Genomic DNA, 16,898 nt, shown 5'->3' on the forward strand with positions numbered 1-16,898 from the left:
TATGAAAAAATACATTAAAATACTTTTAATCACTACACTTATCATAAGTTTTGGGTGTAAAACAGATGATTTTTTAGATGAACCTTTAAGAGGTCAAGAACAACTAGATGATTTCTTTTCAACAGAAGAAAAATCATTAAACTTTGTAAATGGTATTTACAATAAAGTAAATGGAGAAAGCTGGTGGCAAGTTACCATGCCAAGACAAATAAATGAAATGGCTACTGATGATAATTGGTCTGGTAATACATTACAACCAAGACCAGATATTACAGGTATTGCTGCTTATAATGTTTTTCCTGGTTCAACATATTTCAATTCTTTCTGGGAAAGTCACTACATAGGTATTACAAGAGCAAACATTGCTCTAGAAAGAATTCCTGGAGTTAATATGGATGAAAATTTGAAAACAAGATTAATGGCTGAAAGTCGTTTTTTAAGGGCCTTTTTCTATTTTGAATTAGTACGAAGTTTTGGTGGCTTACCAATAGTTACAACCTACACAGAACTTTTAGAGCCTTCGATTAGTGATAAAGTAAGGTCTCCTATTGCAGAAGTTTATGAACTTATAGAAAGCGACTTGAACTCTGCCATAAATGATTTACCGTTAAAAAGTCAACAAAGTGCAATTGATTTAGGAAGAGTAACTAAAGGGGCAGCACAATCTTTGTTAGCAAAAGTATATCTAACAGAAGAAAAGTGGCAATCAGCAAAAGACATGGCAAGTGAGGTAATTAATTCAGGAGAATATTCTTTAGAAACTCAATTTGAGAATATTTACAAAGTAAATCATTATAATGGACCAGAATCTATTTTTGAAATAAATTATTTTACAGACCTTAATTTTAGTGAAGTTGGTAATGGCTTACCTATTACGAACGGAAGTCGTGGAGACCAAGGTTGGGGTTGGGGTTCACCAACTAGCGATTTAGAAAATGCATTTTTAAGCGAAGGAGATAATATTAGATTACGTTCTACTATAATTAAACATGGTGAGCCTGTTTACGGTGATCCAACAACTACATCTTTTGACGGTAAGCCAACAGAAAATAAATCAGGAAGAACCAACAGAAAATTCTATGTTCCTGTAGATGAAAGACCTGTTCCTTATCAAAGAGCTACAATAGCTTTACCTTACATTCATATTAGATTAGCAGACGTTATTTTAATGCATGCAGAAGCTTCATATTTTGCAGGAGATGAAGGTACAGCAAAAACATCTTTAAAAACAATAAGAGATAGAGTTCAATTAACTACAAATATGGCTTTAACAGGCGATGCATTAAGAGATGCTATTTGGAAAGAAAGAAGGTTAGAACTAGCATTAGAACATCATAGACTATTCGATTTAAGAAGGCAAAAAATAAATGGAGTTCCAAGAATTGCTTTACTTATGGGACCCAATGGATCTTTTGTAAATTATAATGTGAATATAAGTACAGATCCTTTTGAGACAACAAATCTTGGAGAACCTCAAGACAAAGGAAAGTTCTTTGATATAAACACTCATCTTGTTTGGCCAATTCCACCAGAAGAAATTCAATTATCTAAAGGAAACATTACACAAAACCCTGGTTACTAATACAATTCAATAAAGAAATAATGAATAAATCGTTAACAAAAATTTTAATTATACTTATTTTAAGTATTTCTATAAGTTGTGAAAAAGATAATTTTACAGACCCTAATGACCCTAAATTTGGAAGTTTAGAACCTGCTATGCAGTTAAATTTCAGTAACGAAGAACAAACAATAGATCATTTTGGTGCTTCTGGTGGATTTCAAGATCAATGGGTTGGTAAATGGCCTGATGCTTCTAAAGAACCTGTTGCAAAATTATTATTTAGTAGTGGGTTTGATAGTAATGGAAACCCAGAAGGTATAGGTTTATCTCTTTGGAGAACGTATATAGGAGATGGATCTATTGAACAAAGTAATAGTGGATTTAGAGCAAGCTCTTGGTTTAGAGAAACAGAATGCTTTCTTGATGCTAATGGTAATTACGATTGGACCAAACAAGAGGGTGAACAATGGTTTTTGCAAAAAGCAAAAGAATATGGTGTACCTCAATTTACAGCTTGGGCTATTACAGCTCCATATTTTATGACTAAAAATGGATATACTTTCAGAACTGTAGGAAATGGAAACTTTAATTGTCCTGTTGATAAATATGACGATTACGCTAATTTTATAGCAGAAGTTATGAAAAATTATGAAAGCAAAGGCTATAATTTCTCTACTGTTTGTGCTTTTAACGAAACTCAATATGAATGGACCGCAGATGTTGGACAAGCACAACAATCTGGAACTAAAGCCTCGAATGCAGAAGTTGCAGCTGTATCTAGAATTATGGATCAGGTATTTACTGATAAAGGTGTAAATGCTAAAATGATGATTCCAGAAGCTGGTCAATTACGTTATTTATACACAGGTACTGGAAATACAGAAAACCAAATTAGTAGTTTTTGGGACACTTCTAGCCCAAACTACATAGGTAATTTAACAAACCTATCAAAACATGTTGCTGGTCATAGTTATTTTAGTAATAATACAACTGATAATTCATTAAATCAGAGAAAATCTACCAAAACTGCCTTATTAAATACTGGTGCTGGATTAGATTATTGGCAAACTGAATATAGCTTATTAGGCACTGCATATCAACAAGGTAGAGATATTTCTACTTTAAAAAGTATAGATTATGCACAATGGATGGCAAAAATTATTCATACAGATTTGGTTTTTGGTAATGCTACAGGTTGGAGCTTTTGGACCGCTTTAAACCAATCTACATTTGGCGATCATAAAGAAAGATTTAACCTTATATTATATACACCAAACAGTCCTAGCCAATCTCATACAAATGGTACTTTTGAAGCTGTAAAAAATCTTTGGGCTTTAGGAAACTATAGCCGTTTTGTAAGGCCTGGTATGATACGTTTTGAAATTGTAGATCCGAATTATAACGAAGTTACATCAGTAGAAAATTTTATGATATCTGGTTATAAAGATAGTACTGGTAAACAAATAGTAATTGTTGCTAATAATATGACAGATTCTGCTAGAACTATCAATTTTGCAGGTTATGGTTCAGATTTTGAAATCGTTTCAGATCGTTTTGAAATGTACACGACTTCAGAAACCCAAAACCTAGAAAAATCGACAGCTACTTATGATGATGGTTTAGTTATACCAGCAAAATCTATAGTAACGCTAACAGCTACACTAGAATAATTGTACTAAAAAATAGTAGTAAATTATTATACAAAATATTAGAATGAATTTTTTTTTTGAGAGTAAATTTGAGTTAATAATTTGTCTTTTTTTGGCAACCACATTATTTGTCGGTTGCCAAAAAATAGATAAAAGTTCAGATATCAAAAATAAAAAACCAAATGTCATCTTTATTCTTGCTGATGATTTAGGTGCACACGATTTAGGTTTTATGGGCAGTAAATTCTATGAAACACCCAACCTAGATGCTTTAGCAAAACAAGGAACTATTTTTACACAAGGTTATGCTGCTGCACAAGTATGTAGCCCGTCAAGAGCCAGTATTTTACTAGGTAAATTTACAGCAAATCACGGAATTACAGATTGGATTGGTGCAGATTATGGCAAAAGTTGGTCAGATAAATTCAACTCTAAAATTATGCCTCCAAACTATAAAAGAACGCTTCCAAAAGAAGATATTACTATTGCAGAAGCCTTTAAAAATAATGGTTATAAAACCTTATTTGCTGGTAAATGGCATTTAGGAAAAGGAGAATCTACTCCAGAAAATCACGGTTTCGAAGTTAATATTGGTGGTTGGGAAGTTGGCAATCCTAAAGGAGGCTATTATGCACCTTGGGAAAACCCAAAATTAGCCTATAAATATCTTGGTGAGAATTTAACCAAACGTTTGGCAGAAGAAACTGGGGGTTTTATAGAACAACATAAAGATCAGCCCTTTTTTGCTTTTTTATCTTTTTATGCAGTGCATACACCACTGCAAACCACCGAAAAAAAGTGGAAAAAATATAGAGAAAAAGCAATTGCTAATCAAACAGATGAACCAAATTTTATTTCAGAACGAATTCTGCCTGTCGCAAATAAACAAGAAAACCCTATTTATGCAGGTTTAGTTGCATCTATGGATGATGCTGTTGGTGTACTAATGAGAAAATTAAAAGCATTAAATTTAGATAAAAATACCATTATTGTGTTTACTTCAGATAATGGTGGCTTGGTAAGCTCAAGATATGGTGCTTTTGCAACAAATAATTTACAATTAAGAGGAGGAAAAGGATATCAATGGGAAGGAGGCATTAGAGAACCTTATGTTATAAAAGTTCCTAATTTAAAAAATAAACCCAATACAATTGACTATCCAGTTTCTGGTGTAGATTTTTATCCAACCTTGTTGGATTTAGCAGGAATTTCTCCAGATAAAACTCAAAAAATAGATGGAATTAGCTTAAAACCAATTTTAAAAGGTAAAAATCTAGCAACAAGATCTTTGTTTTGGCATTATCCACATTATGGAAATCAAGGAGGAGAACCTGTGAGTATCATTAGAAAAGGCAATTGGAAACTAATTCATTATTGGGAGAATAATGTTGACGAGCTGTATAATTTATTAGTTGATATTGGTGAGAAAAATAATGTTATTACTCAAAATGAAGTCATTGCAGTATCTTTAAGAAAAGAATTAGATACTTTTTTAGCAGATAGTAAAGCAGAATTTCCTGAAATAAACCCAAATTTTGATGCTAAAAAATCAGAAAAAACAATTGCAACTAGAAAACAAAAAATGATTAAAAATTTGGAAAAAAGAAGACTTCAAATTTTAGATGAAAATTTTAAACCCAATAAAGATTGGTACAATAGTGCATTAACCAAAGACTAAAAATAAATCAACCAAATTTATGCAAAACACAAAATTTAATTTTAAATACCTGCTTTTTTTAGCTTTAGTATCTGCAATGGGTGGCTTTTTATTTGGCTACGATTGGGTAGTTATTGGAGGTGCAAAACCATTTTACGAGTTATATTTTAATATAAGTGATATGCCAACTGTACAAGGTTGGGCAATGAGTAGTGCTTTGATTGGTTGTATTTTTGGAGCCGTAATTTCTGGCGTAGTTGCAGATCGTTTTGGGAGAAAAAATCCATTAATTTTTGCTGCAGCTTTATTTACATTATCTGCATTTGGTACAGGTTACGTAAGTGATTTTACACCTTTTATAGTATATAGATTAATTGGTGGTTTAGGTATTGGTTTAGCTTCTACGCTGTCACCTATGTATATTGCAGAAATTGCACCTGCAAAATATCGTGGGCAATTTGTAGCCATCAATCAACTAACTATTGTTATTGGAATTTTAGCAGCACAAATTGCGAATTTCTTTATTGCAGAAGCAATTCCAGAAAATAGTGCTCCAGCAGAAATTTTAGCTTCTTGGAATGGTCAAACTGGCTGGAGATGGATGTTTTGGGCAGAGCTAATTCCTGCAATTCTATTTTTTATATTGATGTTTTTAGTGCCAAAAAGCCCAAGATTTTTAGTAAAAATTCAAGAAAATGATACCGCAAAAACTGTTTTAAATAAAATTGGTGGGCAAGGTTATGCTACACAAGAATTAGCAGCAATACAATTAACACTTGCAGAAAGTGGCTCAAATAAAGTAAGCATTTCTGATTTGAAGAAACCAAAAATAAAACCGATTATCATTATTGGTATTGTGTTGGCAATTTTTCAACAATGGTGTGGAATAAATATCATTTTTAATTATGCTGATGAAATTTTTACAGCAGCAGGTTATAGTGTTGGTGATATGCTTTTTAATATTGTAATTACAGGAAGTGTCAACTTAATTTTCACTTTTGTAGCAATGAAAACTGTTGATAGTTGGGGAAGAAGAAAATTGATGTTGTTAGGTTCAATTGGCCTTGGAGTGGTATATGCAATTTTAGGAGGCGCTTATTTCTTTGAATTTACAGGTCTGCCAGTTTTAATTCTAGTAATTACTGCAATTGCCATTTACTCAATGTCTTTAGCACCCATAACTTGGGTAGTTTTATCAGAAATTTTCCCAAACAAAGTAAGAGGAATTGCGATGTCTATTGCCACATTTTCACTTTGGGTTGCCTCTTTTATTCTAACGTTTACATTTCCAATTTTAAATGACGCTTTAGGCGCTTCTGGAACCTTTTGGGTGTATAGTGTTATTTGTGTTTTAGGGTTCATTTTTATCAAAAAGAAATTACCAGAAACCAAAGGAAAAAGTTTAGAAGAAATAGAAATGGAACTTACAAAAGACAACTAATAATGCATTTTAAAAAATTTAAAATACTATTATTTACTATCCTTTTTATAGGTATAAATGCCTGTTATGCTCAAAAAAACAACAATTCAAAAAATAATTTTGCTAAAACCTATTTAGATTCTCTAAAAGTGAAATTGCAAAAAAAATGGCCAAAGAACAAACAAATCAATTTGGTTTTTCACGGGCATTCTGTACCCACAGGTTATTTAACAAGAGGTGTTTTAGATAGGTTGCAATCGTATCCTTTTAGAACTTTAAAAAAAGTAAACGATTATTACCCATATTCAGTTGTAAATACAATTACCTCTTCTATTGGTGGAGAACAAGCAGCACAAGGTGCAAAACGATTCAAAGACGAAGTTTTAATTTATAAACCAGATGTACTTTTTATAGATTATGCCTTAAATGACAGAAGTATGGGGTTAGAAAAAGCAAAAAAAGCTTGGGAAAAAATGATTGTGGAAGCTAAAAATTATGGAACAAAAGTAATTTTACTTACACCAACACCAGATACTAGAGAAGACATTAGTAATGATGATTCAAAATTGGCAAAGCACAGTCAGCAAATTAGGGATTTAGCTAAAAAACACAAAGTAGGATTGGTAGATAGTTATCAATTTTTTAAAAATCTCGCTAAAAAAATGCCTTTAGAAAGCTATATGGCACAAGGCAATCATATTAATCAAAAAGGACATCAATTTGTAGCTGATTTAATTTTTGAATATTTTAAAAAACACCAAAATTAACAATTGAAGACTACCAACCAAATATATATACTCCTTATAAGCATAACAGCTTTACTTTTTTGTTCTTGTCAAAAAGAACAAGAAAACAGTATTGATTTGGCTGGTGAATGGAATTTTAAAATAGATGCTGAAGACGTTGGTATTATCAAAAAGTGGCATCAAAATAAATTTAAAGAAACTATACAATTGCCTGGTTCTATGGCTTCAAATAACAAAGGAGATGAAGTTACAGTAAATACTGATTGGACAGGAAATATGTGGAATGATAGCTTGTGGTATACAGATCCTAAAATGGAAAAATATCGCATAAAAGGAAATGTAAAAATTCCATTTTGGTTAACGCCTAAAAAGGTTTATAAAGGTGCAGCTTGGTATCAAAAAGAAATTATCATCCCAGAAAACTGGAGTAATAAACAATTTCAATTGCATCTAGAACGTGTGCATTGGGAATCTACAGTTTGGATTAACAATAAAAAAATTGGCAGTCAAAATAGTTTGGCAACACCTCACAATTATATTTTTTCTGATGAATTATTAGCAGGAAAAAATACAATTACTATAAGAGTTGATAATCGTATAAGAGACATTAATGTTGGTCTAGATGCACACAGTATTTCAGACAATACGCAAACCAATTGGAATGGAATTATTGGTGATATCAAATTATTAACGAAACCAAAAATTAATATTGATGTTGTTAACATAAGACCAAATATCACTAAAAACAAAGTTGAAGTTGTTATTAAAACAGCAGGCAATTTTAAAACTGATGAAAAAGTAACCGTAAAACTAACAGCTAAAGAAAAGTTTAAAGGTAAGAATTCTTTAAAACCTGTTCAAAAAGCATTTAAGATAAATAATGGAGAGTTGGTTTTAGAGTATAAAATGGGAGATAATGTGAAACTTTGGGATGAATTCAACCCAAACGTCTATCAAATGGAGGTTGTTTTAAAATCATCATCAGGCATAGATAAACAAACTGTAGATTTTGGAATGCGTGAAATTAAAACCCAAGACAACGTTTTTACAGTAAATAATAAGCCAATTTTTTTACGAGGAACATTAGAATGCGCCATTTTTCCGTTAACAGGATTTCCGCCAACAGATGTAGCTTCTTGGAAACAAATTTATAAAATTATAAAAAACCACGGATTAAATCATATGCGTTTTCATTCTTGGTGTCCTCCAGAAGCAGCATTTGCAGCAGCTGATGAAGAAGGAATTTATTTACAAGTAGAAGCTTCTGCGTGGTTAGCTAATCTTGGAGATGGAACACCTGTAGACAATTGGCTATATAGAGAGGGAGAGGATATAATAAATGCTTACGGAAATCATCCATCTTTTGTAATGATGACTTATGGTAATGAGCCAAGTGGAAAAAATCATAAAGCATATTTAACTAAATATGTAGCTCATTTCAAAAAATTTGATAATCGAAAACTATACACAAGTGGTGCAGGATATCCTTATTTAAATAACATGGATTTCTATAATCATCGAGGACCAAGAATTCAAGGTTGGAATGAGAATTTAAAAAGCATTATTAACGCAAAGCCACCTCAAACTCAATTTGATTGGAGAAAGTTTATAGATAAAACTCCAATGCCTTACGTAAGTCACGAAATGGGGCAATGGTGTGTGTATCCAAACTTTAAAGAAATGTCTAAATATACAGGTGTTTTACAACCCAAAAATTTTGAGATTTTTAAAGAAAGTTTAGAAGAAAATAATCTAGGTGATTTGGCAGAACAATTTTTATTAGCATCAGGAAAGTTGCAGACACTTTGTTACAAAGCAGATATAGAAGCCGCATTAAGAACCAAAAATATGGCTGGTTTTCAATTGTTAGATTTACACGATTTTCCAGGCCAAGGCACTGCTTTAGTTGGTGTTTTAGATGTTTTTTGGGATGAAAAAGGGTATGTAAAACCAGAAAAATTTAAACAGTTTAGTGGGCAAACTGTTCCTTTAGCACGTTTAGAAAAGAGAGCATTTAAAAATACAGATACTTTAAAAGCAACTATAGAAATTGCTCATTTTGGAGAAAATGCATTAGAAAATGTGATACCTAAATGGTCTTTAAAAAATGAAGATGATACTGTTTTTGTTGATGGAAATCTACCTAAAATAAATATTAAAATTGGAAACGGAATTCAGTTAGGTACAATAAACATTCCACTTCAAAAAATCAACAAAGCACAAAAATTAACGCTAACTATAAACGTAAAAAACTTTAAAAACACTTGGGATGTTTGGGTGTATCCAACAGCACAAAAAGAAATTAATAATACAGATTTTAAAGTTGTAGATAAGTTAGATGCTAAAACCATTAGCTATTTACAAAATGGTGGCAACGTTTTATTGAACATAAATAAAGGAGATATTGCTGATGAAAAAGGTGGAAAAATTGGGATTGGTTTTTCAAGTATTTTTTGGAATACTTCCTGGACTAAAGAACAAAAACCACACACGTTAGGAATTTTATGCGACCCAAAACATCCTGCGTTAGCAGATTTTCCAACAGAATTTCATTCCAACTGGCAATGGTGGGATGCAATGACAAATTCTAACGCAATTATTTTAGATGATTTTAATAAAAATCTAAAACCAATTGTACGTGTAATTGATGATTGGTTTAAAAATAGAAGTACTGCTTTAATTTTTGAAGCCAAAGTTGGTAAAGGAAAAATACTCGTTTCAGGAATCGATTTACACACCAATTTAGAAAAAAGACTAGAGGCAAAACAGTTATTGTATAGCTTAAAAAAATATATGAATAGCAACAAATTTGTGCCAAAAATACCATTAAAAATTAGCGAAATACAATCGCTTTTAAAATCATAAAAAGAAAACAAACTAACTAAAAACACAACGTATGAAAACAGTTAAAGCTTGGAGAGAAAAAGTAATTATCCCCACTTACGAAGTTGGAACACCAGAAAAATATCCTGTTTTTTTAGAAAAAAGAGTGTATCAAGCAAGTAGTGGAGCAGTATATCCACATCCTGTAATTGAAAAAATTAGCGACACCAAAGTAGATAAGGAATGGGACGCAATTTATATAGAAAATGAGTATATAAAAGTAATGGTTTTACCAGAATTAGGTGGTAGAATCCAAATGGCGTATGATAAAGTGAGAGAACGTCATTTTGTGTATTATAATCACGTAATTAAACCAGCTTTGGTAGGTTTAACAGGTCCTTGGATTTCTGGAGGTATCGAATTTAACTGGCCACAACACCACAGACCAAGTACATACGACCCAACAGATTCTACCATAGAAGAAAATGCTGATGGAAGTAAAACCATTTGGGTAAGTGAGTTAGAACGTATGTTTAGAACCAAAGGAATGGCAGGTTTTACCTTACATCCAGACAAAGCATATATAGAAATTAAAGCCCATTTATATAATAGAACTCCTCATCCACAAACTTTTTTGTGGTGGGCAAACCCTGCTGTGGCAGTAAATGATCATTATCAATCAGTTTTTCCACCAGATGTAAATGCTGTTTTTGATCACGGAAAACGTGATGTTTCTGAATTCCCAATTGCAAAAGGCGAATATTATAAAATAGATTATTCTCCAGGGACAGACATTTCTAATTATAAAAATATTCCTGTACCAACAAGTTATATGGCAATTACCTCTAAATATGATTTTGTGGGTGGGTATGAAAATGATTCTAAAGGAGGTTTATTGCATGTTGCAGATCATAATGTCTCACCAGGAAAAAAACAATGGACTTGGGGAAATGGAGATTTTGGAAAAGCGTGGGATAGAAATTTAACAGACGCAGATGTCCCATATATTGAGCTAATGTGTGGTGTGTATACTGATAATCAACCCGATTTTTCTTGGATGCATCCTTATGAAGAAAAAAGTTTTAAGCAATATTTTATGCCTTATTATAATGTTGGGGTTGTAAAAAATGCAACTAAAGAAGCTTTGGTAAATTTAGAGATGAAAGAGAACAAAGCGTTGGTAAAAGTGTATGTAACTTCTACTTATGATAAATGTAAAATCACACTAAAAGGAAAAAATAACATTTTATTCGAAGAGGTTTTAAACTTGTCTCCAAAAAATGGTTTTGAGCAATTAATAGACATCAACGGATTGCAATTTGACGATTTGCACATTTCAGTTTCAGATAAAAATGGAAACGTTTTGGTTTCTTGGGAAACTGATAAAGACATTGAAATGGAAATTCCTGAACCAGCAAAAGCAGCAAAAGCACCTAGCGAAATTGAAACTGTAGAAGGTTTGTTTTTACAAGGAATGCATTTAGAGCAATACAGACACGCTACATTTAATGCAACAGATTATTATGAAGAAGCCTTAAAAAGAAGCCCAAAGGATGTACGATGTAACAATGCAATGGGTTTGTTATTAATGAGAAAAGGACAACTAGAAAAGGCGGTTTCTTATTTTGATACTGCAATTAATACATTAACAAGTCATAACCCAAATCCTTATGATGGAGAAGCGTATTTTAATAGAGGAATTGCACTAAACTTTTTAGGTAGAAAAGACGATGCGTATGCAAGCTTCTTTAAAGGATGTTGGAATGCACAATGGCAAGATGCTGGGTATTTTAATTTAGCACAAATAGATACGTTTAGAGGCGATTTAGACAAAGCATTAGATTTAATTGATAGAGCATTAATTAAAAACTGGCACAATCATAAAGCAAGACATTTAAAAGTAATTATTTTAAGAAAATTAGGTAGAATTGAGGAAGCAAATCAATTAATAAATAATTCTTTAGCCATTGATAAGTTCAATTTTGGAGTGCTATACGAACGTTATTTAATTTCTGGAAAAGTAGAAGATTTGCAACATTTTAAAGAAATTATTAGAGGTTATGCACATAATTATAATGAGTTCTCTTTAGATTATGCAATGGCAGGTCAGTTTACTGAAGCAATTTCTTTATTAAAAGTTTTTACTTATAAAAATGAGGAAGTATATCCAATGACCTATTATTTTATGGGCTGGTATTATGACCAAAAAGGAGAGGCTAAAAACGCATTAGAATGCTATAAAAAAGCAGCTCAAATGTCAGATACGTACTGTTTCCCAAATAAAATTGAAGAAGTTTTAGCATTGCAAGCTGCTGTTAAAGCTAATTCAAAAGATGATAAAGCATTTTATTATTTAGGTAATTTTTGGTATGCAAATAGACAGTATAATGAAGCACAATCTTGCTGGGAGACAGCTGTAAAATTAAACAATGGTTTTGCAATTACACACAGAAATTTAGCATTGTTATACTTTAACAAAACCAATCAAAGAGAGTTAGCGCAACAACATTTAGAAAAAGCATTTGAGTTAGATAATAAAGACGCTCGTTTATTAATGGAATTAGATCAATTTTATAAAAAAGTAAATGTTTCAGTTGATGAACGCTTGGCATTCCTTCAAAAAAATATTGATTTAACCATTTCTAGAGATGATTTATATTTAGAATTGGTAACACTTCATAATTTAAAAGGAGAGTTTGAAACTGCAAAATCTTTAATTGAAAAACGTCAATTTCATCCTTGGGAAGGTGGAGAAGGAAAAGTACCTTTTCAATATTTAACTACGCAAGTAGAATTGGCGAAGAAAAACATCAATCTAAATAATTTTGAGGAAGCTATTAGTTTGTTGATTGAAGCAAAAGAATACCCACATAATTTAGGAGAAGGAAAATTACATGGAACTGTAGAAAATGACATCGATTATTGGTTAGGTTGTGCTTATGAAGGTTTGCAGAATCAAGAAAAAGCAACTGAATTTTTTACAAAAGCATCTATAGGTTTGAGTGACCCAAGTCCTGCAATTTTTTATAACGATCAGCAACCAGATAAAATCTTTTATCAAGGTTTGGCATTGCAAAAATTAGGCAATCAGCAAGAAGCAAATATCCGTTTTAACAAATTATTAGATTATGGTAATACACATTATAATGATGATGTAAAGCTAGATTATTTTGCAATTTCTTTACCAGATTTATTAATTTGGGAAGAAGATTTGAATATAATAAATCAAATTCATTGCGATTATTTAATTGGTTTAGGGCAATTAGGTTTAGGAAATCAAGAAGAAGCTATAGAGGCTTTTAACAAAGTAAAACAAACTAATTTAACACATATTCCAGCACATATTCATAACAAAATGGTTTCTGTTTTACAATAAAAATAATTTGAAAATAACATTAATACATATCATTTTTTTAGGTTTCCTGCTAATGCCATTAGTAGCTTCTTGCCAAGATAAAAAGCCAAATATTGTTATCATTTATGTGGATGATTTAGGCTATGGAGATATTGGAGTTAATGGAGCAATTGGTGTAAAAACGCCAAATGTAGATGAATTGGCAAAAAACGGATTAAATTTCACAGATGCACATAGTGCTGCAGCAACGTGTACTCCATCTCGTTATTCTTTGTTAACAGGTAGTTATGCATTTAGAAATAAGGCACAAATTCTTGAAGGTGATGCACCTTTAATTATCAACCCTAAAATGGCAACATTACCAAAAATGTTACAAAAAGCAGGTTACAAAACGGGTGTTGTTGGTAAATGGCATTTGGGTTTAGGTAAAGGTAAAATCGATTGGAACAAAAGAATTGGTCCAGGACCAGAGGAAGTTGGTTTTGATTATAGCTTTTTAATTCCAGCAACAGGAGATCGAGTTCCTTGTGTTTTTATGGAAAACCAGAAGGTGGTTAATCTTGATAAAAATGACCCAATAACAGTGAGTTATGGAGCAAGAATTGAAGGATATCCTTGGGGTTTCCAGCATCCAGAATTGTTAAAACAACATACAGATCCTTATCATCAAGGAGCTATCATCAATGGTATTAGTAGAATTGGTTATATGAAAGGTGGTAAAAATGCACTTTGGGTTGATGAGAAAATTCCTTTTGTTTTATCAAAAAAAGCCACAGATTTTATCAACAAAGAAAAAGACAATCCATTCTTTCTATATTTTTCCTTACACGACATTCATCAACCAAGAACTGCCAATATCAAGTTTGTAGAAAGTAGTTCTATGGGACCAAGAGGAGATGTAATTGCACAGATGGATTGGTGTGTGGGTCAAATAACAAAAACTTTAAAATCTCAAAATTTATTAGAAAACACGTTACTCATTTTTACTAGTGATAATGGACCTATTTTAGACGATGGCTATGTTGATTACGCAAGAGAATTAGTGGGTAACCATAAACCTGGAGGTAAATACAGAGGTTCTAAATATTCGGTTTACGAAGCAGGTACAAGAATGCCAACAATTGTGCATTGGCCTAAAAAAGTAAAAGCAGGCAAAAGCGATGCTCTAATTTCTCAAGTAGATTTATATGCGTCTTTAGCCAAATTATTACATCAAACAGTAAATAAAAACGAAGCCGTAGATAGTAAGAATGTATTGAATGCTTGGTTAGGAAAATCTAAAAAAGGACGTAAATTTTTGCTGGAAGAAGCCTACACTTATGGTTTACGAATGGGAAAATGGAAATACATACAACCAAAAAACAAACCTGTTCCAAATTGGATTGTACAAAAATTTGTAAATCCTGGTTTTAGCAAACAAGTGCAACTTTTTGATTTGGAAAAAGATCCTTCAGAAAAAATAAATATCTCAAAAGATTTTCCAAAAATTGTAAAAAAAATGGAAAAAGAACTAGCTCGAATTTTAAAATAACATGAAAAATTTTTCCAAAATATACATCTTATTTGTTTTAATTGGTTCTTTATCGGCTCAAGAAAAGCCCAACATTCTTTGGATTACTATAGAAGATACTTCTCCACATTTTGTTGGTTGTTATGGAAATAACAATGCAAGTACACCAAACATTGATAAGTTAGCTAATGAAGGAATTCGATTTACAAATGCGTTTGCAACAGGAACAGTCTGTTCAGCAAGCAGATCTGCAATAATAACAGGAGTTCCTACTTATAAATTGGGTACTGGAAATCACAGAAGTACTCATAAAATTCCTAGTGAAATAAAAGGTTTTCCTGTCTATTTAAGAGAAGTAGGTTACTACACTTCTAACAATGTAAAAACAGATTACAATATTGCCAGTGCAACCAACTTTACAGCAGCAGCTTGGAACGATTCTTCTAGCACAGCAAGTTGGTCTAAAAGAAGCACAGCAAGTCAACCATTTTTCTCTGTTTTTAATTTTGGTGATTCACATCAATCTAGAACTATGACATTTAGTTATGATTGGTATGTAACAAATGTTTTCAACAATTTATCACAAAATGAAAGAACAGGAGATAATGAATTCGATATGCCACCTTTCTACAAGGACAGTCCTGAAATGAGAAAGCAATTTGCAAGGGTTTACAATTCTATAACATTAACTGATAAAAAAATTGGCGATTTACTACAACAATTAGAAAACGATGGTCTAGCAGATGACACTATTATTTTCTTTTATGCAGATCATGAAGAAGGAATGCCTAGAGGAAAATCAAATGGAATAAATTATGGTTATCGAGTTCCATTTATTGTAAAATTTCCAGAAAAATATAAACATTTATCTCCTTGGGGAGGTACAGGATCAGTTACTGATGAATTGATTAGTTTTGAAGATTTAGCGCCAACCATTATCAATCTTGCAAATGGAAATGTCCCTGATTATTTAAAGGGGAGAACGTTAATTGGCGATAATAGATCAGCTAAACGTGACCATCTTTTATTATCTGCAGATAGAACAGATAATGGCCCAGATTTGGTAAGAACTGTTACTGATGGACGTTATATATATACCAGAAATTTCATGCCATTTATGCCAGAAGTTCGTTATATAAATTATTTTGAAATCGGAGATATCTCAAAGCAAATGCGTGCTGATTATAAAAACAATCAGCTAAATAAAGTTCAAAAATCAATCCTTGAAAAAAGACCATTGGAAATGTTGTATGATATTGAAAATGATCTTTGGGAAACTAATAATTTGGTTGATGATCCTAATTATAGTTCAATTTTAACAACAATAAGAGCAAAGTTAGATCAAAGCATATTAGAAGCAAAAGACATACATTTTATGCCAGAACTTGAAATGAAGCAAATTTCAAATGGTAGTACAACACTTTATGATTATAGACAATCATCTTCTAGTTATCCCTTTGAAACTATTTATAAAGTGGCATCCTTATCTGGAAAAAAAGGTGATGAAATTGCAAAACAACAATCAGATTTCTTAAATAAAACCAATAAAGTAGTAAGATATTGGGCTGCATTGGGTTTATTAAGTCAAGATACAGAAGTTGTGGCTCCATACACATCTGAATTAACAAATAAATTAAACGATTCTTACTCACCAACTAAAATTACAGCTGCTGCAGTTTTGTATGATAAATTTTCACATGAAACCTCAAAAAATCTATTAATATCTTTTATTGATAATTTTAGTTTTTACAGAACATTAATGACGCTTAATTACATTACTTATATTAAAAACAAAACCCCATTTGTTGCTGCTGTGGAAAACCTGCTGAATAGAAATAATTTAAATGGAATCATTAGAGGTGCTTGTTTAGATTTTTTATCAAGTGTAGAAAATGATGTTTCGTTATCAATATCAGATTATACTCAAGAAGATTTTAAGTTATATCCACTGCCATTTTCTACATCCACTAATTTTAAATTTCCTAGAAAATTGGTTAACGGAAACTTAATCATTTACAATTCTTTGGGTGTTGAAGTGAAAAAATATAAAAATATTAATAGTATTGAATTAAAGATCATAAAAGGCAATTTAAATAGTGGGGTTTACTTTTATAATCTAAAGGAAAATGATATAAGATTGACTACAGGAAAACTTGTCATTAATTAAAACTTTC

General features: G+C 31.6%; 9 protein-coding genes. All 9 read left to right on the top strand.

From position 1 onward, the window contains the following. Position 1 precedes the first annotated feature (1 nt). The 9 genes from BTO18_RS10620 (at position 2) to BTO18_RS10660 (ending at position 16,891) form a co-directional block, all read left to right on the top strand. Positions 2 to 1,582, top strand: a complete 1,581-nt coding sequence (locus BTO18_RS10620; RefSeq protein ID WP_105016195.1) for a RagB/SusD family nutrient uptake outer membrane protein — start codon at positions 2 to 4, stop codon at positions 1,580 to 1,582. A gap of 20 nt (positions 1,583 to 1,602) precedes the next feature. Next, complete coding sequence (locus BTO18_RS10625; protein ID WP_105016196.1) at positions 1,603 to 3,234, top strand: glycoside hydrolase; 1,632 nt, start codon at positions 1,603 to 1,605, stop codon at positions 3,232 to 3,234. Between the two features lie 91 nt (positions 3,235 to 3,325). After that, entirely contained in the window at positions 3,326 to 4,891 is a 1,566-nt protein-coding gene (locus BTO18_RS10630; RefSeq protein ID WP_226789090.1) for a sulfatase, read from the top strand. 19 nt (positions 4,892 to 4,910) lie between these two features. Further along, positions 4,911 to 6,311, top strand: coding sequence for a sugar porter family MFS transporter (locus BTO18_RS10635; RefSeq protein WP_105016198.1), 1,401 nt, complete (start codon positions 4,911 to 4,913; stop codon positions 6,309 to 6,311). A 2-nt stretch (positions 6,312 to 6,313) separates the two neighbouring features. Then, positions 6,314 to 7,057: an SGNH/GDSL hydrolase family protein gene (locus BTO18_RS10640; protein ID WP_105016199.1), complete on the top strand. Its 744-nt coding sequence runs from the start codon at positions 6,314 to 6,316 to the stop codon at positions 7,055 to 7,057. Positions 7,058 to 7,060: 3 nt separating this feature from the next. Next, on the top strand, positions 7,061 to 9,901 hold the full coding sequence (locus BTO18_RS10645; RefSeq protein ID WP_211295598.1) for a DUF8487 domain-containing protein: 2,841 nt from the start codon (positions 7,061 to 7,063) through the stop codon (positions 9,899 to 9,901). A gap of 31 nt (positions 9,902 to 9,932) precedes the next feature. Next, positions 9,933 to 13,235 carry a DUF5107 domain-containing protein gene (locus tag BTO18_RS10650; protein ID WP_105016200.1) on the top strand — a complete coding sequence of 1,101 codons (3,303 nt, stop codon included), beginning with the start codon at positions 9,933 to 9,935 and terminating at the stop codon, positions 13,233 to 13,235. Between the two features lie 7 nt (positions 13,236 to 13,242). After that, the gene (locus BTO18_RS10655) at positions 13,243 to 14,745 is read left to right on the top strand and encodes a sulfatase family protein (protein WP_226789089.1); all 1,503 of its coding nucleotides are present in this window, start codon (positions 13,243 to 13,245) and stop codon (positions 14,743 to 14,745) included. 1 nt (position 14,746) lies between these two features. Next, positions 14,747 to 16,891: a sulfatase-like hydrolase/transferase gene (locus tag BTO18_RS10660; RefSeq protein ID WP_170063257.1), complete on the top strand. Its 2,145-nt coding sequence runs from the start codon at positions 14,747 to 14,749 to the stop codon at positions 16,889 to 16,891. Positions 16,892 to 16,898 lie beyond the last annotated feature (7 nt).

It is taken from the genome of Polaribacter porphyrae, from assembly GCF_002954685.1.
Taxonomy (GTDB): Bacteria; Bacteroidota; Bacteroidia; order Flavobacteriales; family Flavobacteriaceae; genus Polaribacter; species Polaribacter porphyrae.

Excerpts from the sequence above, each read along its gene's own strand:
- BTO18_RS10620 (WP_105016195.1), top strand. The coding sequence starts at position 2 with ATGAAAAAATACATTAAAATACTTTTAATCACTACACTTATCATAAGT.
- BTO18_RS10650 (WP_105016200.1), top strand. The coding sequence starts at position 9,933 with ATGAAAACAGTTAAAGCTTGGAGAGAAAAAGTAATTATCCCCACTTAC.
- BTO18_RS10640 (WP_105016199.1), top strand. The coding sequence starts at position 6,314 with ATGCATTTTAAAAAATTTAAAATACTATTATTTACTATCCTTTTTATA.
- BTO18_RS10660 (WP_170063257.1), top strand. The coding sequence starts at position 14,747 with ATGAAAAATTTTTCCAAAATATACATCTTATTTGTTTTAATTGGTTCT.
- BTO18_RS10625 (WP_105016196.1), top strand. The coding sequence starts at position 1,603 with ATGAATAAATCGTTAACAAAAATTTTAATTATACTTATTTTAAGTATT.
- BTO18_RS10635 (WP_105016198.1), top strand. The coding sequence starts at position 4,911 with ATGCAAAACACAAAATTTAATTTTAAATACCTGCTTTTTTTAGCTTTA.